Annotated in this window: 19 protein-coding genes; 12 read left to right on the forward strand and 7 right to left on the reverse strand. The window is 59.7% G+C overall.

All coding sequences use genetic code 11. The features are described from left to right. Window positions 1–216 precede the first annotated feature (216 nt). From xthA to M8014_RS18655, 6 genes are all read left to right on the forward strand, one after another. Window positions 217–1,023: an exodeoxyribonuclease III gene (gene xthA / locus M8014_RS18630; protein ID WP_271283865.1), complete on the forward strand. Its 807-nt coding sequence runs from the start codon at window positions 217–219 to the stop codon at window positions 1,021–1,023. 3 nt (window positions 1,024–1,026) lie between these two features. Further along, the gene (locus tag M8014_RS18635; protein WP_271283866.1) at window positions 1,027–1,713 is read left to right on the forward strand and encodes a TVP38/TMEM64 family protein; all 687 of its coding nucleotides are present in this window, start codon (window positions 1,027–1,029) and stop codon (window positions 1,711–1,713) included. A gap of 11 nt (window positions 1,714–1,724) precedes the next feature. Next, window positions 1,725–2,897, forward strand: coding sequence for an ABC transporter substrate-binding protein (locus M8014_RS18640; protein WP_418939617.1), 1,173 nt, complete (start codon window positions 1,725–1,727; stop codon window positions 2,895–2,897). Then, the gene (locus M8014_RS18645) at window positions 2,870–4,405 is read left to right on the forward strand and encodes an ABC transporter permease family protein (RefSeq protein WP_271283867.1); all 1,536 of its coding nucleotides are present in this window, start codon (window positions 2,870–2,872) and stop codon (window positions 4,403–4,405) included. Before M8014_RS18640 ends, M8014_RS18645 begins: the two co-directional genes overlap by 28 nt. Then, window positions 4,405–5,037 (forward strand): ATP-binding cassette domain-containing protein, encoded by a 633-nt coding sequence (locus M8014_RS18650; RefSeq protein WP_271283868.1) that lies wholly within the window; start codon window positions 4,405–4,407, stop codon window positions 5,035–5,037. Before M8014_RS18645 ends, M8014_RS18650 begins: the two co-directional genes overlap by 1 nt. Before the next feature lie 87 nt (window positions 5,038–5,124). Continuing rightward, window positions 5,125–6,432: a rhodanese-like domain-containing protein gene (locus M8014_RS18655; RefSeq protein ID WP_271283869.1), complete on the forward strand. Its 1,308-nt coding sequence runs from the start codon at window positions 5,125–5,127 to the stop codon at window positions 6,430–6,432. Window positions 6,433–6,438: 6 nt separating this feature from the next. Here the strand turns inward: M8014_RS18655 and M8014_RS18660 are convergent, their stop codons facing one another. Both M8014_RS18660 and M8014_RS18665 read right to left on the reverse strand, forming a co-directional pair. Further along, the gene (locus tag M8014_RS18660) at window positions 6,439–7,059 is read right to left on the reverse strand and encodes a CDP-alcohol phosphatidyltransferase family protein (protein ID WP_271283870.1); all 621 of its coding nucleotides are present in this window, start codon (window positions 7,057–7,059) and stop codon (window positions 6,439–6,441) included. Beyond that, entirely contained in the window at window positions 7,052–7,624 is a 573-nt protein-coding gene (locus M8014_RS18665; RefSeq protein ID WP_271283871.1) for a carboxymuconolactone decarboxylase family protein, read from the reverse strand. The genes M8014_RS18660 and M8014_RS18665 overlap by 8 nt, the downstream gene beginning before the upstream one ends. 69 nt (window positions 7,625–7,693) lie before the next feature. Here M8014_RS18665 and M8014_RS18670 point away from each other — a divergent pair, with 69 nt between their 5' ends. Further along, entirely contained in the window at window positions 7,694–8,110 is a 417-nt protein-coding gene (locus M8014_RS18670; RefSeq protein ID WP_271283872.1) for a pyrimidine (deoxy)nucleoside triphosphate diphosphatase, read from the forward strand. On the opposite strand, the gene M8014_RS18675 is transcribed toward M8014_RS18670, so the two are convergent. Further along, entirely contained in the window at window positions 8,070–8,345 is a 276-nt protein-coding gene (locus M8014_RS18675; RefSeq protein WP_271283873.1) for a YnjH family protein, read from the reverse strand. The two genes, M8014_RS18670 and M8014_RS18675, sit on opposite strands and share 41 nt — an antisense overlap. A gap of 236 nt (window positions 8,346–8,581) precedes the next feature. Between M8014_RS18675 and gdhA the strand changes: the two genes are divergently transcribed. Next, window positions 8,582–9,925, forward strand: a complete 1,344-nt coding sequence (gdhA, locus tag M8014_RS18680; protein WP_271283874.1) for an NADP-specific glutamate dehydrogenase — start codon at window positions 8,582–8,584, stop codon at window positions 9,923–9,925. A 71-nt stretch (window positions 9,926–9,996) separates the two neighbouring features. On the opposite strand, the gene M8014_RS18685 is transcribed toward gdhA, so the two are convergent. From M8014_RS18685 to M8014_RS18695, 3 genes are all read right to left on the reverse strand, one after another. Then, window positions 9,997–11,904 (reverse strand): DNA topoisomerase III, encoded by a 1,908-nt coding sequence (locus tag M8014_RS18685; RefSeq protein WP_271283875.1) that lies wholly within the window; start codon window positions 11,902–11,904, stop codon window positions 9,997–9,999. Window positions 11,905–11,908: 4 nt separating this feature from the next. Next, on the reverse strand, window positions 11,909–12,952 hold the full coding sequence (gene selD / locus M8014_RS18690; protein WP_271283876.1) for a selenide, water dikinase SelD: 1,044 nt from the start codon (window positions 12,950–12,952) through the stop codon (window positions 11,909–11,911). A gap of 118 nt (window positions 12,953–13,070) precedes the next feature. Next, window positions 13,071–13,625, reverse strand: coding sequence for an NAD(P)H nitroreductase (locus tag M8014_RS18695; protein ID WP_271283877.1), 555 nt, complete (start codon window positions 13,623–13,625; stop codon window positions 13,071–13,073). A gap of 165 nt (window positions 13,626–13,790) precedes the next feature. Here M8014_RS18695 and sppA point away from each other — a divergent pair, with 165 nt between their 5' ends. The 4 genes from sppA to chiD all read left to right on the forward strand — a co-directional run bounded on the left by sppA (window position 13,791) and on the right by chiD (window position 18,830). Beyond that, window positions 13,791–15,647, forward strand: a complete 1,857-nt coding sequence (gene sppA, locus M8014_RS18700; RefSeq protein WP_271283878.1) for a signal peptide peptidase SppA — start codon at window positions 13,791–13,793, stop codon at window positions 15,645–15,647. Window positions 15,648–15,706: 59 nt separating this feature from the next. After that, on the forward strand, window positions 15,707–16,723 hold the full coding sequence (gene ansA, locus M8014_RS18705; RefSeq protein ID WP_271283879.1) for an asparaginase: 1,017 nt from the start codon (window positions 15,707–15,709) through the stop codon (window positions 16,721–16,723). Between the two features lie 9 nt (window positions 16,724–16,732). Then, a complete protein-coding gene (pncA, locus tag M8014_RS18710) occupies window positions 16,733–17,374 on the forward strand; it encodes a bifunctional nicotinamidase/pyrazinamidase (RefSeq protein WP_271283880.1) in 642 nt (213 codons plus the stop codon). 202 nt (window positions 17,375–17,576) lie between these two features. Then, entirely contained in the window at window positions 17,577–18,830 is a 1,254-nt protein-coding gene (gene chiD, locus M8014_RS18715; protein ID WP_271283881.1) for a chitinase ChiD, read from the forward strand. A 50-nt stretch (window positions 18,831–18,880) separates the two neighbouring features. Here the strand turns inward: chiD and M8014_RS18720 are convergent, their stop codons facing one another. Beyond that, window positions 18,881–19,156 carry a YeaC family protein gene (locus M8014_RS18720; protein ID WP_271283940.1) on the reverse strand — a complete coding sequence of 92 codons (276 nt, stop codon included), beginning with the start codon at window positions 19,154–19,156 and terminating at the stop codon, window positions 18,881–18,883. Window positions 19,157–19,178 lie beyond the last annotated feature (22 nt).

Raw genomic sequence — 19,178 nt, forward strand, 5'->3', positions numbered from 1 at the left:
TTCAGAAGCCAAATATAATTCTGGAATTGTGATCGCTCGCGAAATTTGTGGACCCTTTACGCGCCATCGCAGGGCATCACGCGCCAGAACGGTGCAAAAATTGCACTGTCGGCGAAAACTGTCGCAGTAATTGGCGATTCCCGCGTGAGCGCGGCAGTCAGTCAGGCGAAATTCTGCTACCATCCTTGCACTATTCACCTTGCACCGGCAGCGACTATGAAATTTGTCTCTTTTAATATCAACGGCCTGCGCGCCCGTCCTCACCAACTGCAAGCCATCGTCGAGCAACATCAGCCCGATGTGATTGGCCTGCAGGAGACAAAAGTACACGACGATATGTTCCCTCTCGAAGAGGTGGCAAAGCTCGGTTACAACGTCTTTTACCACGGCCAGAAAGGCCATTACGGCGTGGCCCTGCTGACCAAAGAGACGCCGGTCTCCGTACGTCGTGGATTTCCGGGTGATAACGAAGAGTCCCAGCGCCGCATCATCATGGCGGAAATCCCCTCACCGCTGGGGAACATCACCGTTATCAATGGTTACTTCCCGCAGGGCGAAAGCCGTGACCACCCGCTGAAGTTCCCGGCAAAAGAGAAGTTTTACCAGGATCTGCAGTCGTTCCTCGAAACCGAGCTGAAAAAAGAGAACCCAGTGCTGATCATGGGCGACATGAACATCAGCCATACCGATCTGGATATCGGCATCGGCGAAGACAGCCGCAAGCGCTGGCTGCGCACAGGGAAATGCTCCTTCCTGCCGGAAGAGCGCGAGTGGATGGCACGTCTGCTGGACTGGGGTCTGGTGGATACCTTCCGCCACGCCAACCCACAGACGCTGGACCGCTTCTCGTGGTTTGATTACCGCTCCAAAGGCTTTGATGACAACCGCGGCCTGCGTATTGACCTGCTGCTGGCAAGCCCGGTGCTGGCCGAACGCTGCATCGAAACCGGGATCGACTATGAGATCCGCAGCATGGAAAAACCGTCCGATCACGCCCCGGTGTGGGCCAAATTCAGCGTGTAATGGATGACCGCGCACGGCCGTAAAATCACCCTCCTGTGCGCCCTTCTGGGCGCATTTGTCATTATCGTTACGCAATTACCGCCCGGCGCACTGACGTTGGGATCCCTGCAGGCGCACCATCAGGCGTTGCTGGATTATTGCCAGCAGTCACCGCTGCTAAGCGCGGCCCTCTTTTTCGTCGCCTACGTGCTGGTGACCGCCCTGTCCGTACCGGGTGCGACGGTATTCACCCTGCTCGGCGGGGCGCTGTTCGGCCTTTGGCCAGGGATCCTGCTGGTGTCGTTCGCCTCTACGCTTGGGGCGACGCTGGCGATGCTGACCAGCCGCTACCTGCTGCGCGACTGGGTCCAACGCCGCTTTGCCGGGCCGATGCGTACCGTCAATGATGGGGTAGCGAACAGCGGGGCGTTTTATCTGTTTGCCCTGCGCCTGATGCCGCTGTTTCCGTTCTTCCTGGTGAACCTGCTGGCAGGCATCACCACCCTGGGGGTGCGCCGCTACTGGTGGGTCAGTCAGGCAGGAATGCTGCCCGGTGCCATTGTCTATCTTAATGCCGGACACCAGTTGGGGCAGATTGCCTCACTGCGTGATATCCTCTCGCCCGGCGTGGTTTTTGCCTTTACGCTGCTGGGGTTGCTGCCGCTCGTTACCCGCTGGCTGTTCGCCCGCTTTTCCCGACCTTCTCCATAACAGGGGGCATAATGCGCCGTGTGTGTTTTTGCATGTTACTGACCGGTCTGCTGCTTGCAGGCCCGGCGCTGGCTGATGACAGCTGGCAACAAATCAAAGAAGACGCCCGCGGGCAGACCGTCTGGTTTAACGCCTGGGGCGGCGATGCCGCGGTGAACCGCTACCTCGACTGGGTCAGCGGCGAGATGAAAAGCCACTACGCCATCACCCTGAAAATTGTCCGTCTGGCGGATGCCGCCGATGCGGTGAAGCGCATCCAGACCGAGGCCAGTGCTGGGCGAAAAACCAACGGCTCTGTCGACCTGCTCTGGGTGAACGGGGAAAACTTCCGCACCCTGAAAAGCGCCGGGCTGTTACAGACCGGCTGGGCGCAGACGCTCCCCAACTGGCGCTATGTCGACACGACTAAACCGGTCACGGAGGATTTTGCCATTCCGACCGAGGGGGCAGAATCCCCGTGGGGCAGCGCGCAGCTCACCTTTATCGCCACCCGCCAGCAATTGCCTGAACCGCTGGCAGACCCTCAGGCGCTGCTCGAGTATGCCCGCCAGCACCCCGGCACCATAACCTACCCGCGCCCGCCCGATTTTACCGGTACCGCATTTTTGCAGCAGATCCTGCTGACGCAAACCACCCGGCCCGACGCCCTGAAGCAGCCGCCGGACAGCGCCACCTTCGCCGCCGTAACGGCCCCGCTGTGGGCGTATCTGGATAAACTGCACCCGCATCTGTGGCGCAACGGTAAAGATTTCCCTCCATCGCCCGCGCGGATGGATGCCCTGCTGGCCGCCGGAAGCCTGAACCTCTCCATCACCTTTAACCCGGCCCACGCCCGGCAAAAAGTCAGCAGCAAAGAGCTGCCGTCGGACAGCTACAGCTTTGGTTTTCAGCAAGGGATGATTGGCAACGTCCATTTTGTGACGATTCCGGCGAATGCCTCCGCTACTGCGGGCGCGAAAGTGGTCGCAAACTTTTTACTCTCGCCACAGGCGCAGATCCGCAAGGCGGATCCGGCCAACTGGGGGGATCCGAGCGTGCTTGCGCCAGACGCCTTGCCCGCCGCGGAAGCCACCGCGCTGCGTCAGTTTATCCCAACCGGGTTACCTACCACCCTGGGCGAACCGCATGCCGCCTGGGTGAATGCACTGGAGCAGGAATGGCTGCGCCGCTACGGCACCCACTAAGCTGGCTTGCCTGGCTGCTGCTGATAGCCGTCTATCTGCCGCTGCTGCCCGCCCTCGCCCTGCTGCTGCCACCGGTCTTTTCGGTGGACAACTGGCGGGCGCTGGCTACGGACAGCCAGCTTGTTCAGGCGCTTATCGCCACCCTGGTCTCGACGCTCATCGCCGCCGCCGGAGCGTTAATGCTGGCGCTGGCGGTGGTTGCCGCCCTGTGGCCCGGCAGCCGCTGGCGGCGGCTGTGCTCCCAGTTGCCGTGGCTGCTGGCGATCCCCCACGTGGCCTTTGCGGTGAGTGTGCTGCTGATGTTTGCTGAAGGCGGCGCCCTGTACCGCGTCTGCACCTTCTGCTCGCCGATGATGGATCCCTACGGCGTCGGGCTGGGACTGACGCTCGCAGTGAAAGAGAGCGCCTTTGTGATCTGGGCGATTTACGCCTCGCTGCCGGAAAAAGAGCTGGCACAGAAAGTCACCGTGCTGCGATCGCTGGGCTATGGCCGCTGGCAGGCGCTGCGCTGGTTGATCCTGCCCGCCATTGCCCCGGCCCTCGGGGCGGTAATGCTGGCAACGATCGCCTGGTCGCTGTCGGTGGTGGATGTGGCCCTGATCCTCGGCCCGGGCAACCCGCCCACGCTGGCGGTGCTGGCCTGGCAGTGGCTCTCGCAGGGCGATACCGGCCAGCAGGCCAAAGGGTTGCTGCTGTGCGTGATCCTGCTGGTGCTGCTGGAAATCATCGCCGTCGCGCTGTTTGTCGGCTGGCGGCGCTGGAGGCGCACAATCCCGGCTGTTTCGGGGGGGCGTTCGGCCCCGCGTCCGCTGGTGACGGGTCGCGCCTGCGGCCTGCTGCTGCCGCTCATTGGGCTGCTCAGCGTGGTGGTGCTGGCCGTTGTGGCAAGTAAGAGCACGTTTTCCAGCACTAACGCCGCAACCAGCCTGGTGCTGGGATTGTGCTCTGCCGCTATTGCGTTGGGGGTCATTCTGCTGTGGCTGGAGTGGGGACCGCAGCGCGGGGCGCTGTGGGTCTGGACGCCGCTGGCGCTGCCCGCCCTGCCGCTGGTGGCCGGGCAGTATCAGCTGGCGCTGGCGTTGCAGCTCGACGGGCAGTTTATTGCCGTGCTGTGGGGGCATCTGCTGTGGGTGCTGCCGTGGATGCTGCTGGTAATGCAGCCGGCGTGGCGCAGGCTCGATCCGCGTCTGATCCTCATCGCCCGCACGCTCGGCTGGGGATCGGGTAAAATCTTCTGGCTGGTTAAATGCCCGCAGATGCTCCGCCCGGCCCTCACCGCGTTTGCGGTCGGGTTTTCGGTCAGCATGGCGCAGTATCTGCCCACCCTGTGGCTGGGCAGCGGACGGGTGACCACGTTTACCACCGAGGCCGTGGCGCTCAGCAGCGGAGGCAGCAGCGCGGTACTGGCAGCACAGGCGCTGTGGCAACTGCTGTTGCCCGCGCTGGTCTTCGCCGCCTGCGTGGCTTTATCCCGGCTGATTGGCCGCTTCCGACAGGGGTTACGTTAATGCTGATGGTCAACGATTTTTCGCTTTCTCTGGGCCAGACCACGCTGCTGAAGAAGGTCAGTTTTACCGTGCAGCCCGGCGAAATCCTCACCCTGATGGGCCCGTCCGGCAGTGGCAAATCGTCGCTGTTCGCCTGGATGGCCGGGGCGCTGCCCGGCGATTTTCGCGCCGAGGGGGAGCTGTGGATCAACGCCCGGCGCTGCGACGGCCTGCCGACGGAACAGCGCGGGCTGGGTCTGCTGTTTCAGGATCCGTTACTTTTCGAGCACTTCAGCGTCGGGCAAAATTTACTGCTGGCGCTGCCGGCGGCGATCAAAGGTCACGCGCGCAAAGCGCAGGTACGGGATGCACTCGATGCCGCCGAGCTGGAGGGCTTTTTTCACCGCGATCCCGCCACCCTCTCGGGGGGGCAGCGTGCCAGAGTCAGCCTGCTGCGCGCCCTGCTGGCCCAGCCGCAGGCGCTGCTGCTCGATGAGCCCTTTAGCCGACTGGATCAACACCTGCGGTCGCAGTTTCGCCGCTGGGTGTTTGCCGAAGTGCGCGCCCGCGGGATCCCCGTGGTGCAGGTGACGCACGACGAGGCCGACGTTCCCGTCGACGGTTGCGTCCTGCCAATCGCAAACTGGCAATGAATCGTGCTGCAACCTGCGCCAACGCAACGTTTTCTGTTGCACAGGTTGCCACAATCAGCGCTCTTTTCTTTCCGTACGGGCATTTCGATGAAACGTGTTTCTCAACTGACCGCGCTGACCGCCGCTTTAGGTCTCGCCTCTTTTTGTTCTTTTGCCGCTGACATGGCGCATTCCCTGACCCTCGCACAGCTGCAACAGCAGCAGGGCGCAGTTATCGATACCCGCGCCAGCGCCTTTTATAACGGCTGGCCGCAGGCGCTGAACGGCCCTTCCGGGCATGAACCCGCGGCTCTGAATCTCTCCGCCAGCTGGCTTGGCGCGATGAATGATACCCAGCTGAAAACCTGGGCGACCCAGCACCAGCTGACGCCAACCACCCCGGTCGCCTTATACGGTAACGAGGGGGATAATCAGGCCGTCAAAACGCGGCTGGCGCAGGCGGGTTTTACCCACGTCACGCTGCTGAGCGATGCCCTGCAAACGCCGGATCGCCTCCAGCGTCTTACCCATTTCGAACAGCTGGTTTATCCCCAGTGGCTGCATCAACTCCAGCAGGGTAAACCGGTTTCCGCCGCCCCTGCCGGGGAGTGGAAGGTGATTGAAGCCGCCTGGGGCGCGCCTAAATTTTATCTGCTGAACCATATTCCCGGCGCGGGCTATATCGACACCAACGAAGTCGAAAGCGAGCCGCTGTGGAATAAAGTCTCCGATGCGGATCTGAAAGCGATGCTGGCAAAACATGGGATCCGCCATGACACCACGGTGATTCTCTACGGACGCGACGTGTATGCCGCCGCGCGCGTGGCGCAGATTATGCTGTATGCCGGGGTGAAAGACGTGCGTCTGCTGGATGGCGGCTGGAAAGCCTGGGATGATGCGAAGCTGCCGGTTGAGCGTGGGACGCCGGACAACGTCAAGCCAGCGCCTGACTTTGGCGCACCGATCCCGGGTCAGCCGCAGCTGATGCTGGATATGGAACAGGCCCGCAGCCTGCTGCATCGCAAAGACGCGTCGCTGGTCAGCATCCGCTCGTGGCCGGAATTTACCGGCGTCACCAGCGGCTACAGCTACATCAAGCCGAAGGGTGAAATCAAAGGCGCCCGCTGGGGTCACGCGGGCAGCGACGCCACCCATATGGAAGATTTCCACAACCCGGACGGCACCATGCGCAGCGCGGCAGACATCGCCGCCATGTGGAAGCAGTGGAACATTCTGCCGGATCAGCAGGTGGCGTTTTACTGCGGTACCGGCTGGCGCGCCTCCGAAACCTTTATGTACGCCCGGGCGATGGGCTGGAAGAATGTCGGTGTCTACGACGGGGGCTGGTACGAGTGGAGCAGTCATCCGCAGAACCCGGTCTCAACCGGCGAGCGCGGGCCAGACAGCTCCCTGTAACACGTCCTACTGGCGCTGAGTGTTTTTCAGCGTCAGATACCCACTCCAGATGCGCGTTGCGGTGGTCAGCCAGCACAGCGCGCCAAATACCCACGCTAACCACGCAAAGTGCGCCGGAAACAGGCAGCACAGCGCAAACATCAGCAGCGTTTCCGTCCCTTCCGTCAGCCCGCCCAGATAGTAAAACGACTTATGGGCATAGCCTGGATTGTCGATATCGTGTTTGGCCGCCAGCGCCGCAAAGGCCAGAAAACTGCTGCCGGTGCCGATAAACGCAAACAGCAGCCAGGCCGCCGGGAGCGCGTTGTTGAGGGGATCGGCCAGCGCAAAACCAAACGGCACCAGGGCATAAAATAGAAAGTCGAGGGCGATATCGAGAAAACCCCCGGCATCGGTTAACCCGCGCCGCCGCGCCAGCGCCCCGTCCAGTCCGTCCAGCAGGCGGTTCAGCAGGACAGCCACCAGCGCCGCCAGATACCAGCCCAGCGCCAGGAACGGCAGCGCCAGCACCCCGATCGCAAAGCCAATTAGGGTGATGCCATCGGGGGTAATGCCGGGTTTATCGAGTCTCGCCACCAGTTGGTTGAGTAGCGGCTTGAGACGGGGATGAAGATGACGATCAAGCATCGCGGTTTTCTCCCGGGAGGGAACACAGCCCCTGCGCAGGGATATCCAGCGCCGCATTGAAGCGTGCCGACAGATTCTGAAACGCGATAAGCGCCGTCATTTCGGTAATGGCATTGGCATCGAAGTGGCGGCAGAGCTGGGCTTTGATGGCGTCGTCCACCGCGGGCGGTGTGGCGGTGACCGCCTCGGCGTAGGCCAGCGCGGCGCGCTCTTCCTCACTGAATAAGGCACTGTCGCGCCAGTGTTGTACCGCCTGCACTTTATCCAGCGCCCCGCAGCGTTCCGCCAGCCGCAGGGAATTGGCATCGATACAAAACGCGCAGTGGCACACCTGCGAGATACGGGTCATCAGCAGCGATCGCAGCACCGGGTTGAGGGGCGATTTACGGCGTTCAAGAAAGCCAACGAACAGCGCCACCAGCCAGAACAGCCGGGGCATTCTTCCCCACCAGCGCAGCGGATTGAGCACCGCGCCGTAATGTTTTTTCTGCATCCTGGCAATCGGCGTTAAACTGGCGGGTATCGATTCGATGGGTTTAACCCAGGCAGGGGGCGTTTCGTTCACAGGAACCTCACGGGTATCGGTTAAGTCCGCAAATAATATCTCTTTTTCTGACAACCATTATTGATGACCATGCTAAAAACACTCGATGTTGTCTGCGCTATTCTCGAACGGGATGGCAAAATTTTACTGGCGCAGCGCCCGACGCACGCCGACCAGCCGGGGATGTGGGAATTTGCCGGGGGCAAAGTCGAAAGCGGTGAAACCCAGCCCGCGGCACTGATCCGCGAGCTGCGCGAGGAGCTGGGTATCGAGACACAGCCGACCCGCTACGTCGCCAGCCATCAACGCGAAGTCTCCCAACGGCTGATCCATCTTCACGCCTGGCACGTGGCGCACTTTGTCGGCACACCGGTGGCGCATTACCACAGCCAGCTGGTGTGGTGTACGCCGCAGGAGGCCTTCAGCTATGATTTAGCCCCGGCGGATATCCCGCTGCTGGAAGCCTTTATTCTCTCACCCGCCGCCACACCAGCGGATTCGTGCTGATCGCCTGTGGATCGCGCTGGCACTGCAACATCACGCCATCGGCTTTCACCACCGCCCCTTCTGAATAGTTTTGATCCTGATAGATGCAGCACTGATTGCAGGGCTGCGCACGCTGACCGCCGGAGCTAAAGACCTCTGGCGGCACGCTGACATCCACGTTCGAGCCAAACCGCTGCTCGGCCTGACTGCCCGCAGCAAAAAGCCCAAGTACAACAATCATCACAAAACGGTTCATCGACGCCTCTTCCTGTTGTTTCCTGATAATGACTATAACGGTAAAAATCCCCCGAAGCTTTAATCCTGTCCGTCATCGTTTTTTGTTATGACCCGGCACGTTTAATGAATTTATCTGGACGCGGAAATTTTGCTTGCGCCTCAAAGCGCAACGGGTGGTATAGTCGAAAAACACAACATCACGCACATTTTTGTTACAAATAAAATAATCCCAATATATTAGAGGAACTTATAGTTATGGACCAGGCTTACTCTCTTGAATCCTTTCTGAACCGCGTTCAGCAGCGTGACCCACATCAGAGCGAGTTTGCTCAGGCGGTACGGGAAGTCATGACCACCTTGTGGCCATTCCTGGAACAAAACCCCCGCTATCGTCAGATGTCGCTGCTTGAACGCCTGGTTGAACCGGAGCGCGTGATCCAGTTCCGCGTGGTATGGGTCGATGACCGCAATCAGGTGCAGGTTAACCGCGCCTGGCGCGTGCAGTTCAACTCCGCTATCGGCCCGTTCAAGGGCGGCATGCGTTTCCACCCGTCGGTAAACCTGTCGATCCTCAAGTTCCTCGGCTTTGAGCAGACCTTTAAAAACGCCCTGACCACCCTGCCTATGGGCGGCGGCAAAGGCGGCAGCGATTTTGATCCGAAAGGCAAAAGCGAAGGCGAAGTGATGCGTTTCTGCCAATCGCTGATGACCGAACTGTACCGTCACCTGGGCGCAGATACCGACGTACCGGCCGGGGATATCGGCGTGGGCGGTCGCGAAGTGGGCTTTATGGCCGGGATGATGAAAAAACTCTCCAACAACAGCGCCTGCGTCTTTACCGGGAAAGGCCTCTCCTTCGGCGGCAGCTTGATCCGTCCGGAAGCCACCGGCTACGGCCTGGTCTATTTCACCGAAGCGATGCTTAAGCGTCACGGCCTGAGCTTTGAAGGGATGCGCGTTGCGGTGTCCGGCTCCGGCAACGTGGCCCAGTACGCCATCGAAAAAGCGATGCAGTTTGGCGCGCGCGTGATCACCGCGTCTGACTCCAGCGGCACCGTGGTCGATGAAGCGGGCTTCACCCCTGAAAAACTGGCGCGTCTGTGCGAAATCAAAGCCAGCCGCGACGGTCGCGTGGCGGATTACGCCCGTGAGTTCGGCCTCACCTATCTGGAAGGCAAACAGCCGTGGGCCGTGCCGGTGGATATCGCCCTGCCGTGCGCCACCCAGAACGAACTGGACGTGGATGCGGCGCACCAGCTGATCGCTAACGGCGTGAAAGCGGTTGCCGAAGGTGCCAACATGCCGACCACCATCGAAGCCACCGACCTCTTCCTGCAGGCGGGCGTACTGTTTGCACCGGGTAAAGCGGCTAACGCTGGCGGTGTGGCGACCTCCGGTCTGGAGATGGCGCAGAACGCCGCCCGTATGGGCTGGAAAGCCGAGAAAGTGGATGCGCGTCTGCATCACATCATGCTGGATATTCACCATGCCTGCGTCGAGTACGGCGGGGAAGATAAGCAAACCAACTACGTGCGCGGGGCGAACATTGCCGGATTCGTGAAGGTGGCGGATGCGATGATGGGTCAGGGCGTGATCTAAACTATAGTTCTGTGCGGTCGGGGCCCTCACCCCGACCCTCTCCCACAGGGAGAGGGAGAAAACCGTGCTTTTTACGCCGCACTCTTCTTCTTAAACTTTTTCTTCTTGTCGCCGCCGCCCGGCGCAACGATACCGCGAAAATCCCTCACCGGCGTAGTACGCGCCTGGTTAATCAGATCGAATAGCGTCCCCACCAGCGGCTGCATAAAGTCCTGGTAGCGGCACTGTTTTTCGCTGATCTGAGTCAGGGTCGACTCCCAGTGCGCAGTCATGTCCGGCCTGGCAGCCATCTCCGGCAGGGAGTGGATCAGCGCCCTTCCGGCATCCGACGAGAGGATAGACCGCCCCTTCTTATGCAGAAAACCGCGCTTGAACAACAGCTCGATGATCCCGGCGCGGGTGGCTTCGGTTCCCAGACCGTCGGTGGCGCGCAGGATCTTCTTGAGCTCTTTATCCTGCACGAAGCGGGCGATCCCGGTCATCGCCGACAGCAGCGTAGCGTCGGTAAAGTGGCGCGGCGGCTGGGTCTGACGCTCGACCACTTCGCCCTTCTCGCACAGCAGCTCATCCTCTTTTTTCACAACCGGTAACGGCGTGCCATCGTTCTCTTCATCACGCTCTTTATTGCCCAGCAGCGTGCGCCAGCCCGCCTCCGCAAGGAAGCGCGCCTTGGCCACAAACTTGCCTTTGGCAATCTCCAGTTCAATGACGCACTTGCGGAACAGCGCGTCCGGGCAGAACTGCATCAGATACTGACGCGCAACGAGGTGATAAACCTTCGCTTCGTTGTCGGTCAGATTAACGGAACTGCTGCGCGCCGTCGGGATGATGGCGTGGTGGGCATCCACCTTCTTATCGTCCCAGCAGCGGTTGCGGATATCTGGATTCACCACCGGCTGCGGCACCAGATCGGGCGCATGGGCGGCTATGGCGTTCAGCACCGCGTGACGACCGGCAAAATGCTCTTCCGGCAGATAGCGGCTGTCGGAACGCGGATAGGTGATCAGCTTATGGGTTTCATACAGTTTCTGGCAGATATCCAGCACGTTCTGCGCGCTCATTCCGTAACGTTTCGCCGCCTCGATCTGCAGCGAGGAGAGGGAGAACGGCAGCGGTGCAGGTTCTGATTCCCGTTTATCGTTATAGCTGGTGACGATGGCTGGCTGGCCGTCAATGCGCTTAACGACGTGCTCGGCCAGCGTTCGATTGAGCAAGCGACCCTCTTCGTCCTGATAGGGTTCACAGGCGTCGCTCGGCTGCCAGATCGCCGTGAAGCGTTCGTCCTTCGGGGTGACGATATGGGCTTTAACCTCGAAGAAGTCTTTGGCGACAAAGTTCTCGATCTCTTCATCGCGGCGCACCACCAGCCCCAGCACCGGGGTCTGCACGCGTCCGACGGAGAGCACCCCCTGATAGCCCGCGTTACGCCCCAGAATGGTGTAGGCGCGGGTCATGTTGATGCCGTACAGCCAGTCGGCGCGAGCCCGGGCCAGCGCCGAGACGCACAGCGGGACAAACTCGCTGTTCGAGCGCAAACGTGAAATGGCACGTTCAACCGCCTGTGGGTTGAGATCGTTAATCAGGCAGCGCTGCACCAGCTTGCGCTTTTCAGGCGCCAGGCTGAGGTAATCGAGCACCTCATCCACCAACAGCTGCCCTTCCCTGTCCGGGTCACCGGCGTGGATCACTTCGGCGGCATCCTGCAGCAGACGCTTTATCACGTTCAGCTGTTTGGTCACCGACGGGCGCGGCTGGAGCTGCCATTTTTCCGGCACGATCGGCAGATCGTTCAGATTCCAGCGCGCGTAGCGGCTGTCGTAAGCATCCGGCTGGGCCTGCTCTAACAGGTGGCCGATGCACCAGGTGACCACCTGCCCGTTGCCACATTCGATATAACCATCGCCTTTGCGGTGCGGTTTAGGCAGCACGTCGGCGATGGCGCGAGCGAGGCTCGGTTTTTCGGCAATAAATAACCGCATTGAATTAACGGATCTCAATCATCGGACGACCACCGCGGGCGGTCACCAGCTCGCCAATGGCGGTCAGGGTGATGCCAAACTCGGCGGCAGTGGCCTGGGCTTCGGCTTCAGCCTCCGGCGTCACCGCCAGCAGCAGGCCGCCGGAAGTTTGCGGATCGCACAGCAGATCGCGCCACTCAGTTGGCATGTCGCCCATCAGGTGGCCGTAGCTGGCAAAGTTACGCTGCGTCCCGCCCGGGACCGCGCCCTGGGCAATATAGGCTTCGACGCCCGGCAGCTTCGGTACATCCTGATACCAGACCTGCGCCTGCACGCCCGCGCCCTGGCACACTTCGCTGAGGTGTCCCAGCAGGCCAAAGCCCGTCACATCGGTCATCGCCTTCACGCCGTCGATATTGGCAAACGCCGCTCCCGCCAGGTTCATCTGGCACATCACCTCTGTCGCCAGCCCAACGTGCTCCGGCTGCAGCAGCGATTTTTTCTCGGCGGTGGTGAGCACGCCAATGCCCAGCGGTTTGGTGAGGAACAGCTTGCAGCCCGCCTCGGCGGTGCTGTTGCGTTTGACGCGCTCGGTCGGCACCACGCCGGTGACCGCGAGGCCAAAGATCGGTTCCGGGGCATCAATCGAGTGCCCACCCGCCAGGGCAATTCCCGCCTGCTGGCAGGCAAAGCGTCCGCCTTCAATCACCTCACGGGCGATCTCCGGCGCGAGAGTGTTAATTGGCCAGCCGAGGATCGCAATTGCCATGATCGGCTTACCGCCCATCGCAAAGATGTCGCTGATGGCGTTGGTGGCGGCGATGCGGCCAAAGTCATACGGATTGTCGACAATCGGCATGAAGAAATCGGTGGTGCTGATAACACTGGTGCCGTTACCTAAATCGTACACCGCAGCGTCGTCTCGCGTTTCGTTGCCAACAAGCAGGTTCGGGTCGACAAACTTCGCCTGCTCGCTGTGCAGAATGGTTTCGAGCACTTTGGGGGAAATTTTACAACCGCAACCGGCTCCGTGGCTGTATTGCGTTAAACGAATGGTTTGCTCGCTCATAGACAATCTCCTTTTATAGCAATGACGTTATGTTAACGCTCATTCCATTACGTGGTAAGTATGACTGTCTGAATTCTGCGGTACTTGCTCAGGATCCAGACAGTTTTGTGGCGTCACATCAGAAATGGGTGACGAAAGGCGAGGTATCAGGCACGGAGACGGTGGTCGAGGCTTTCAGCTGCGGGGTACCGAGATAGAGGAAACCGACGATTTTATCATCTGCACCACAGTGAAGGCCCTCGCGGACAATCGGGCTGTCGGTTAAGGCACCGCTGCGCCAGATACCGTTAAAGCCCTGCGCGACGGCGGCCATCTGCATTGCCATTACCGCGCAGCCTGCGGACATCTCCTGCTCCCACACCGGCACCTTGTGCTGCGGCTGGCATTTGGCCACCACGGCGATAATCATCGGCGCACGGAACGGTGCGCTGCGCGCTTTTTCAATCGCTTTCTCATCCTGCGGATCGGCGGCGGTGGCCCCTTTTTGCAGCAGAGTGCTGAAGCGCTCGCGGCCTTCGCCTTCAATAACAAAGAAGTGCCACGGCTGTAGCGTGCCATGATCGGGGGCACGCATCCCGGCGCGCAGGATATTGTCCAGCTGTTCGCCCGCCGGTGCGGGCTCCGCCAGACGCGACGCGCTACGGCGGTTAACAAGCAGTTCGAGTGCATCCATGGGGTAGCTCCTGTCTTAAAATTTACCCGAAATTAACACGACCGCAGATTTTGTTACAGCCTGGCGGGCGATTCCTGCTGACAAGTGGCGGTTGGGTCATTACGATAGCCCGACAATACCGTCCTGTGGCGACGGGAAAGGTCATAACCTGGACAGGGAGAATACATGCGAACCCTTTGGCGATTTATTGCCGGCTTTTTTAAATGGACGTGGCGACTACTGAATTTCGTCCGTAATCTGGTGATGAACCTCTTTTTCATCCTGTTAGTGATGGTTTGCGTGGGCGTCTGGATGCAGCTCAGCAGCGGCAGCTCGTCGCAGCATGCCGGGCGCGGGGCGCTGCTGCTGGATATCGCCGGGGTAGTGGTGGATAAACCCTCAACCAGCAACCGACTCGGGGTGATTGGCCGCCAGCTGTTTGGCGCAGGCGGCGATCGACTGCAGGAAAACTCCCTGTTCGATATCGTCGATGCAATCCGGCAGGCAAAAGATGACCGCAACATTACCGGCATCGTGCTCGACCTGAAGAACTTCGCCGGAGCCGATCAGCCGTCCATGCAGTATATCGGCAAAGCGCTGCGCGAATTCCGCGACAGCGGCAAACCGGTGATTGCGGTGGGCGACAACTATAGCCAGGGGCAATACTATCTGGCGAGCTTTGCCAATAAAGTGTGGCTCTCACCGCAGGGTACCGTCGATCTGCACGGTTTCGCCACCAATGGCCTTTACTACAAATCCCTGCTCGACAAGCTGAAAGTGACCACCCACGTGTTCCGCGTCGGGACCTACAAATCAGCGGTTGAGCCGTTTATCCGCGACGATATGTCCCCTGCCGCCCGCGAAGCGGACAGCCGCTGGATTGGCGAGCTGTGGCAGAACTATCTCGCTACCGTGGCCGCAAACCGTCAGATCACCCCCGCTCAGGTCTTCCCTGGCGCGCAGGCGATGCTCGACGGGCTGCGTAAAGCCGATGGCGATACCGCGAAGTATGCCCTCGATAACAAACTGGTGGATGCACTGGGATCCAGCGCCGAGATTGAAAAATCCCTGACCAAGGAGTTCGGCTGGAGCAAAGAGGATAAAAACTACAGCGCGGTTAGCTTCTACGACTATCAGGCGAATAAGCCGTCCGATGTGGGTGACAGCATCGCCGTGGTGTTTGCCAACGGGGCGATCATGGATGGCGAAGAGACGCCAGGTAATGTCGGCGGCGATACCACTGCCGCGCAGATCCGCGACGCGCGCCTCGATCCAAAAGTGAAAGCGATTGTGCTGCGGGTGAACAGCCCGGGGGGCAGCGTTAGCGCATCAGAAGTGATCCGCGCTGAACTGTCAGCCGCCCGCGCGGCGGGCAAACCAGTGGTGGTTTCTATGGGCGGCATGGCGGCCTCGGGCGGCTACTGGATCTCAACCCCGGCGAACTACATCGTGGCGAACCCGAGCACCCTGACCGGCTCTATCGGCATCTTTGGGGTAATTAATACCCTGGAAAACAGCCTGGATTATCTGGGCGTGCATACCGACGGGGTGGCGACGTCGCCGCTGGCGGATATCGCCGTCACTAAAGCGTTACCGCCGGAAGTGTCGCAGATGATGCAGCTCAGTATCGAGAACGGCTACAAGCGCTTTATCACCCTGGTTGCCGATTCGCGGAAGAAAACGCCCGAGCAGATCGACGAGATCGCGCAGGGGCACGTCTGGACGGGCCAGGATGCGAAGAACAACGGTCTGGTGGATAACCTGGGTGATTTCGATGACGCCGTGGCGAAAGCCGCCGAGCTGGCCAAACTGAAGCAGTGGCATATCGACTTCTATCAGGACGAGCCGTCGTTTGTGGATATGCTGATGAACAACTTCTCCGGCTCCGTGCGCGCCATGCTGCCAGAAGCGATTCAGGCTTACCTGCCAGCCCCGGTGGCGGTGGCCGCAAAAGCGGTGAAAGCCGAAGGCGATAAGCTGGCTGCCTTTAACGATCCGCAAAATCGCTACGCGTTCTGCCTCACCTGCGCGAACGTGCGTTAATCCCCATCCCCTCTTCCGTAAAGAGGGGATTTTTCTTTGAAGCTCAAGAACATTACATCATGCAGAAGAAATCAATTTATGTGGCCTATACCGGCGGTACGATCGGTATGCAGCGTTCTGAAAATGGCTATATTCCGGTCTCCGGTCACCTGCAGCGCCAGCTGGCGTTGATGCCCGAATTCCATCGCCCGGAGATGCCGGACTTTACCATCCATGAATATGCCCCGCTGATGGACTCGTCCGATATGACGCCGGAAGACTGGCTGCATATTGCCGAGGATATTCAGGCCCATTACGACGACTATGATGGTTTTGTGATCCTGCATGGCACCGACACCATGGCGTTTACCGCCTCGGCGCTCTCCTTTATGCTGGAAAATCTCGGTAAACCGGTGATCGTTACCGGGTCGCAGATCCCGCTGGCGGAGCTGCGCTCCGACGGGCAGATTAATCTGCTGAATTCCCTGTACGTGGCGGCGAACTACCCGATTAACGAAGTCAGCCTGTTCTTCAATAACCGCCTGTATCGCGGGAATCGCACCACCAAAGCCCATGCCGACGGCTTTGACGCGTTTGCCTCGCCGAACCTGGCCCCGCTGCTGGAGGCCGGGATCCACATCCGCCGCCTCGGCACCCCACCGGCTCCCCACACCGCTGGCGAGCTGGTGGTTCATCCGATCACCCCCCAGCCGATTGGCGTGGTGACCCTTTATCCCGGCATTTCTGCCGACGTGGTGCGTAACTTCCTGCGCCAGCCGGTCAAAGCATTGATTCTGCGCTCTTACGGCGTGGGCAATGCGCCACAGAACGGTGAGTTCCTGAAAGAGCTGCAGGAGGCGAGCAGCCGTGGGATTGTGGTGGTGAACCTGACCCAGTGCATGTCCGGCAAAGTGAATATGGGTGGCTACGCAACCGGAAACGCGCTCGCCCACGCGGGAGTCATCAGCGGCTTTGATATGACGGTAGAGGCCACGCTGACTAAACTTCACTACTTACTCAGTCAGGATCTGGATGTGCAGTCGATCCGCACAGCGATGATGCAAAACCTGCGCGGCGAACTGACGCCAGACGAATAAGGAGGCAGCATGAAACAACGGGCTCTGTTACTGGTCGATCTGCAGAACGATTTTTGCGCTGGCGGCGCGCTGGCGGTTGCCGAAGGCGACAGTACCGTCGACGTGGCGAATACCTTAATTGCGTGGTGTAAAGCGCGCGGCGAGGCGGTGGTAGCCAGCCAGGACTGGCATCCGGCGGATCACGGCAGTTTTGCCAGTCAGCATCACGTCGAGCCATTCACCCAGGGCGAGCTGGATGGTTTGCCGCAAACCTTCTGGCCCGATCACTGCGTGCAGCACAGCGAAGGCGCCGAGCTGCATCCATTGTTGGATAGCCTTGCCCTGGATGCCGTCTTTCAGAAGGGTGAAAACCCGGACATCGACAGCTATAGCGCCTTTTTTGATAACGGCCACCGGCAGAAAACGGGGCTGGATCAGTGGCTGCGCCATCACGAGATCGAGGCGCTTATCGTGATGGGTCTGGCGACCGATTACTGCGTGAAATTTACCGTGCTGGATGCACTCCAACTGGGCTATACGGTGAATGTCATCACCGACGGCTGTCGTGGGGTGAATATTCAGCCGAAGGACAGCAACCATGCGTTTATGGAGATGGCGGCAGAAGGCGCAACCCTGTATACGCTGGCAGACTGGCTGGAGACGCAGGCCTAGCTGCTTTTGCCGGGTGGCACTGCGCTTACCCGGCCAACAAAATACCACTCCCTCGCTACGCAGCAATTTCCTGTAAATCACATAAAGTGAACTCCCTCGCACTCCCAACGAAGCGGCAATGCTATTCTTTTTTGGCACTTTTTTGCCACGCCATTACGTGGCGTGTTTGTTTTTTTAACGTCAAAGTCAAAGAGGAACCGCTATGAAACGTTTGCCATTACTGGCAGCCTTGCCCCTGCTCTGCGCCTGTGTTGTGTCCGCCAGCCCCCTGATGTCAGTCGGCTATTTTAACGGGGGTGGCGATGTCACCGCCGGACCGGGAGGCGATATCAACACCCTGGATGTGCGTCAGATAACCCATCTCAACTACTCATTTGGTCTGGTCTATAACGATGAGAAAGATGAACCCAACGCCGCGCTGAAAGATCCCACTAAACTCCATCAAATCTGGCTCTCGCCGAAGGTCGCTGCCGATTTAGCGTTAATCCCCACCCTGCGTAAACAAAACCCAAATCTCAAGGTGCTGCTCTCCGTTGGCGGCTGGGGCGCGCGTGGCTTCTCGGGCGCAGCGTCTACCGCCGGGACCCGGGCGGTATTTATTCGTTCTGCACAGGAAATTGTCAAAAAATACGGCCTGGACGGCATCGATCTCGACTGGGAGTACCCGGTGAATGGCGCATGGGGCCTGGTCGCCAGCAAGCCTGAGGATCGGGATAACTTCACCGCGCTGCTGAAAGAACTGCGCGAGGCGTTCGGCAAGAATAAACTGGTCACTATCGCCGTGGGTGCCAACGCGGAAAGCCCAAAAACGTGGGTCGACGTGAAGGCGGTTGCACCGCTGCTGGATTACATCAACCTGATGACCTACGACATGGCCTACGGGACACAGTATTTCAACGCCAATTTGTATGATTCCAGCGCCTGGCCAACCGTCGCCGCAGCGGATAAATACAGCGTCGACTTTGTGGTCAATAACTATCTGGCCGCAGGACTGAAGCCGCAGCAGATGAACCTGGGCATCGGTTTCTATGGTCGCGTACCGAAGCGCTCCGTTGAGCCGGGTATCGACTGGAGTAAGCCGGATGCACAAAAGAATCCTGTGACGCAGCCCTATTTTGGCCCGCAGGAGATTGGCCTGTTCAAATCGCTGGGTTACGACCTGACCAAAGATACTTATGTGAAGTACAACGATATCGTGAAGACGTTGATAAACGATCCACAGAAACGCTTTACCGAGCACTGGGACGAGCAGGCTCAGGTGCCGTGGCTGTCCGTTAAGTCTGCCGAGGGCAAGGCGCTGTTTGCCCTCTCTTACGAAAACCCGCGCTCGGTCGCCATTAAAGCGGAGTACATCAAAGCGAAGGGACTGGCCGGCGCGATGTTCTGGGAGTATGGCGCGGATGACAATAACCAGCTGGCGAAACAGCTGGCAGAGTCGCTGGGGATTAAGCACTAAACGTATACTGAGCCGGGTGGTGGTTACGCCCTACCCGGCCTTTGAAGCAGTTACGATTTAAACGTCGCGATCGGTTTCGGGGTAATACCGAAATCTTCTTTCAGCTCCCGCTTGCTCTTCATCACCATCTGACCTTGGGTGTCGATGGTCATATGCTGCGCCTCGGTGTTATGACGCGCTTGCCACAGCATCACCAGTTGCAGGCAATTCTCTTTTTGTTCCGCCGTCAGGGCCACGCCATCAGCCCATTTACCGAGCTCAACGGCCGTCACCAGCCGCTGATATACCTCTGGCGTCATGCCGTTAATCATCTCATCAATATTCATGCTCACCCTGGCTCCAAAGGAA

The sequence above is a fragment of the Silvania hatchlandensis genome, assembly GCF_025564065.1.
Taxonomy (GTDB): Bacteria; Pseudomonadota; Gammaproteobacteria; order Enterobacterales; family Enterobacteriaceae; genus Enterobacter; species Enterobacter hatchlandensis.

What these genes read in the sequence shown, in the direction of transcription:
- xthA (WP_271283865.1), top strand. Translation starts at nt 217, where the DNA reads ATGAAATTTGTCTCTTTTAATATCAACGGCCTGCGCGCCCGTCCTCAC.
- M8014_RS18635 (WP_271283866.1), top strand. Translation starts at nt 1,027, where the DNA reads ATGACCGCGCACGGCCGTAAAATCACCCTCCTGTGCGCCCTTCTGGGC.
- M8014_RS18640 (WP_418939617.1), top strand. Translation starts at nt 1,725, where the DNA reads ATGCGCCGTGTGTGTTTTTGCATGTTACTGACCGGTCTGCTGCTTGCA.
- M8014_RS18645 (WP_271283867.1), top strand. Translation starts at nt 2,870, where the DNA reads ATGGCTGCGCCGCTACGGCACCCACTAAGCTGGCTTGCCTGGCTGCTG.
- M8014_RS18650 (WP_271283868.1), top strand. Translation starts at nt 4,405, where the DNA reads ATGCTGATGGTCAACGATTTTTCGCTTTCTCTGGGCCAGACCACGCTG.
- M8014_RS18655 (WP_271283869.1), top strand. Translation starts at nt 5,125, where the DNA reads ATGAAACGTGTTTCTCAACTGACCGCGCTGACCGCCGCTTTAGGTCTC.
- M8014_RS18660 (WP_271283870.1), bottom strand. Translation starts at nt 7,059, where the DNA reads ATGCTTGATCGTCATCTTCATCCCCGTCTCAAGCCGCTACTCAACCAA.
- M8014_RS18670 (WP_271283872.1), top strand. Translation starts at nt 7,694, where the DNA reads ATGCTAAAAACACTCGATGTTGTCTGCGCTATTCTCGAACGGGATGGC.
- M8014_RS18675 (WP_271283873.1), bottom strand. Translation starts at nt 8,345, where the DNA reads ATGAACCGTTTTGTGATGATTGTTGTACTTGGGCTTTTTGCTGCGGGC.
- gdhA (WP_271283874.1), top strand. Translation starts at nt 8,582, where the DNA reads ATGGACCAGGCTTACTCTCTTGAATCCTTTCTGAACCGCGTTCAGCAG.
- M8014_RS18685 (WP_271283875.1), bottom strand. Translation starts at nt 11,904, where the DNA reads ATGCGGTTATTTATTGCCGAAAAACCGAGCCTCGCTCGCGCCATCGCC.
- selD (WP_271283876.1), bottom strand. Translation starts at nt 12,952, where the DNA reads ATGAGCGAGCAAACCATTCGTTTAACGCAATACAGCCACGGAGCCGGT.
- M8014_RS18695 (WP_271283877.1), bottom strand. Translation starts at nt 13,625, where the DNA reads ATGGATGCACTCGAACTGCTTGTTAACCGCCGTAGCGCGTCGCGTCTG.
- sppA (WP_271283878.1), top strand. Translation starts at nt 13,791, where the DNA reads ATGCGAACCCTTTGGCGATTTATTGCCGGCTTTTTTAAATGGACGTGG.
- ansA (WP_271283879.1), top strand. Translation starts at nt 15,707, where the DNA reads ATGCAGAAGAAATCAATTTATGTGGCCTATACCGGCGGTACGATCGGT.
- pncA (WP_271283880.1), top strand. Translation starts at nt 16,733, where the DNA reads ATGAAACAACGGGCTCTGTTACTGGTCGATCTGCAGAACGATTTTTGC.
- chiD (WP_271283881.1), top strand. Translation starts at nt 17,577, where the DNA reads ATGAAACGTTTGCCATTACTGGCAGCCTTGCCCCTGCTCTGCGCCTGT.
- M8014_RS18720 (WP_271283940.1), bottom strand. Translation starts at nt 19,156, where the DNA reads ATGAATATTGATGAGATGATTAACGGCATGACGCCAGAGGTATATCAG.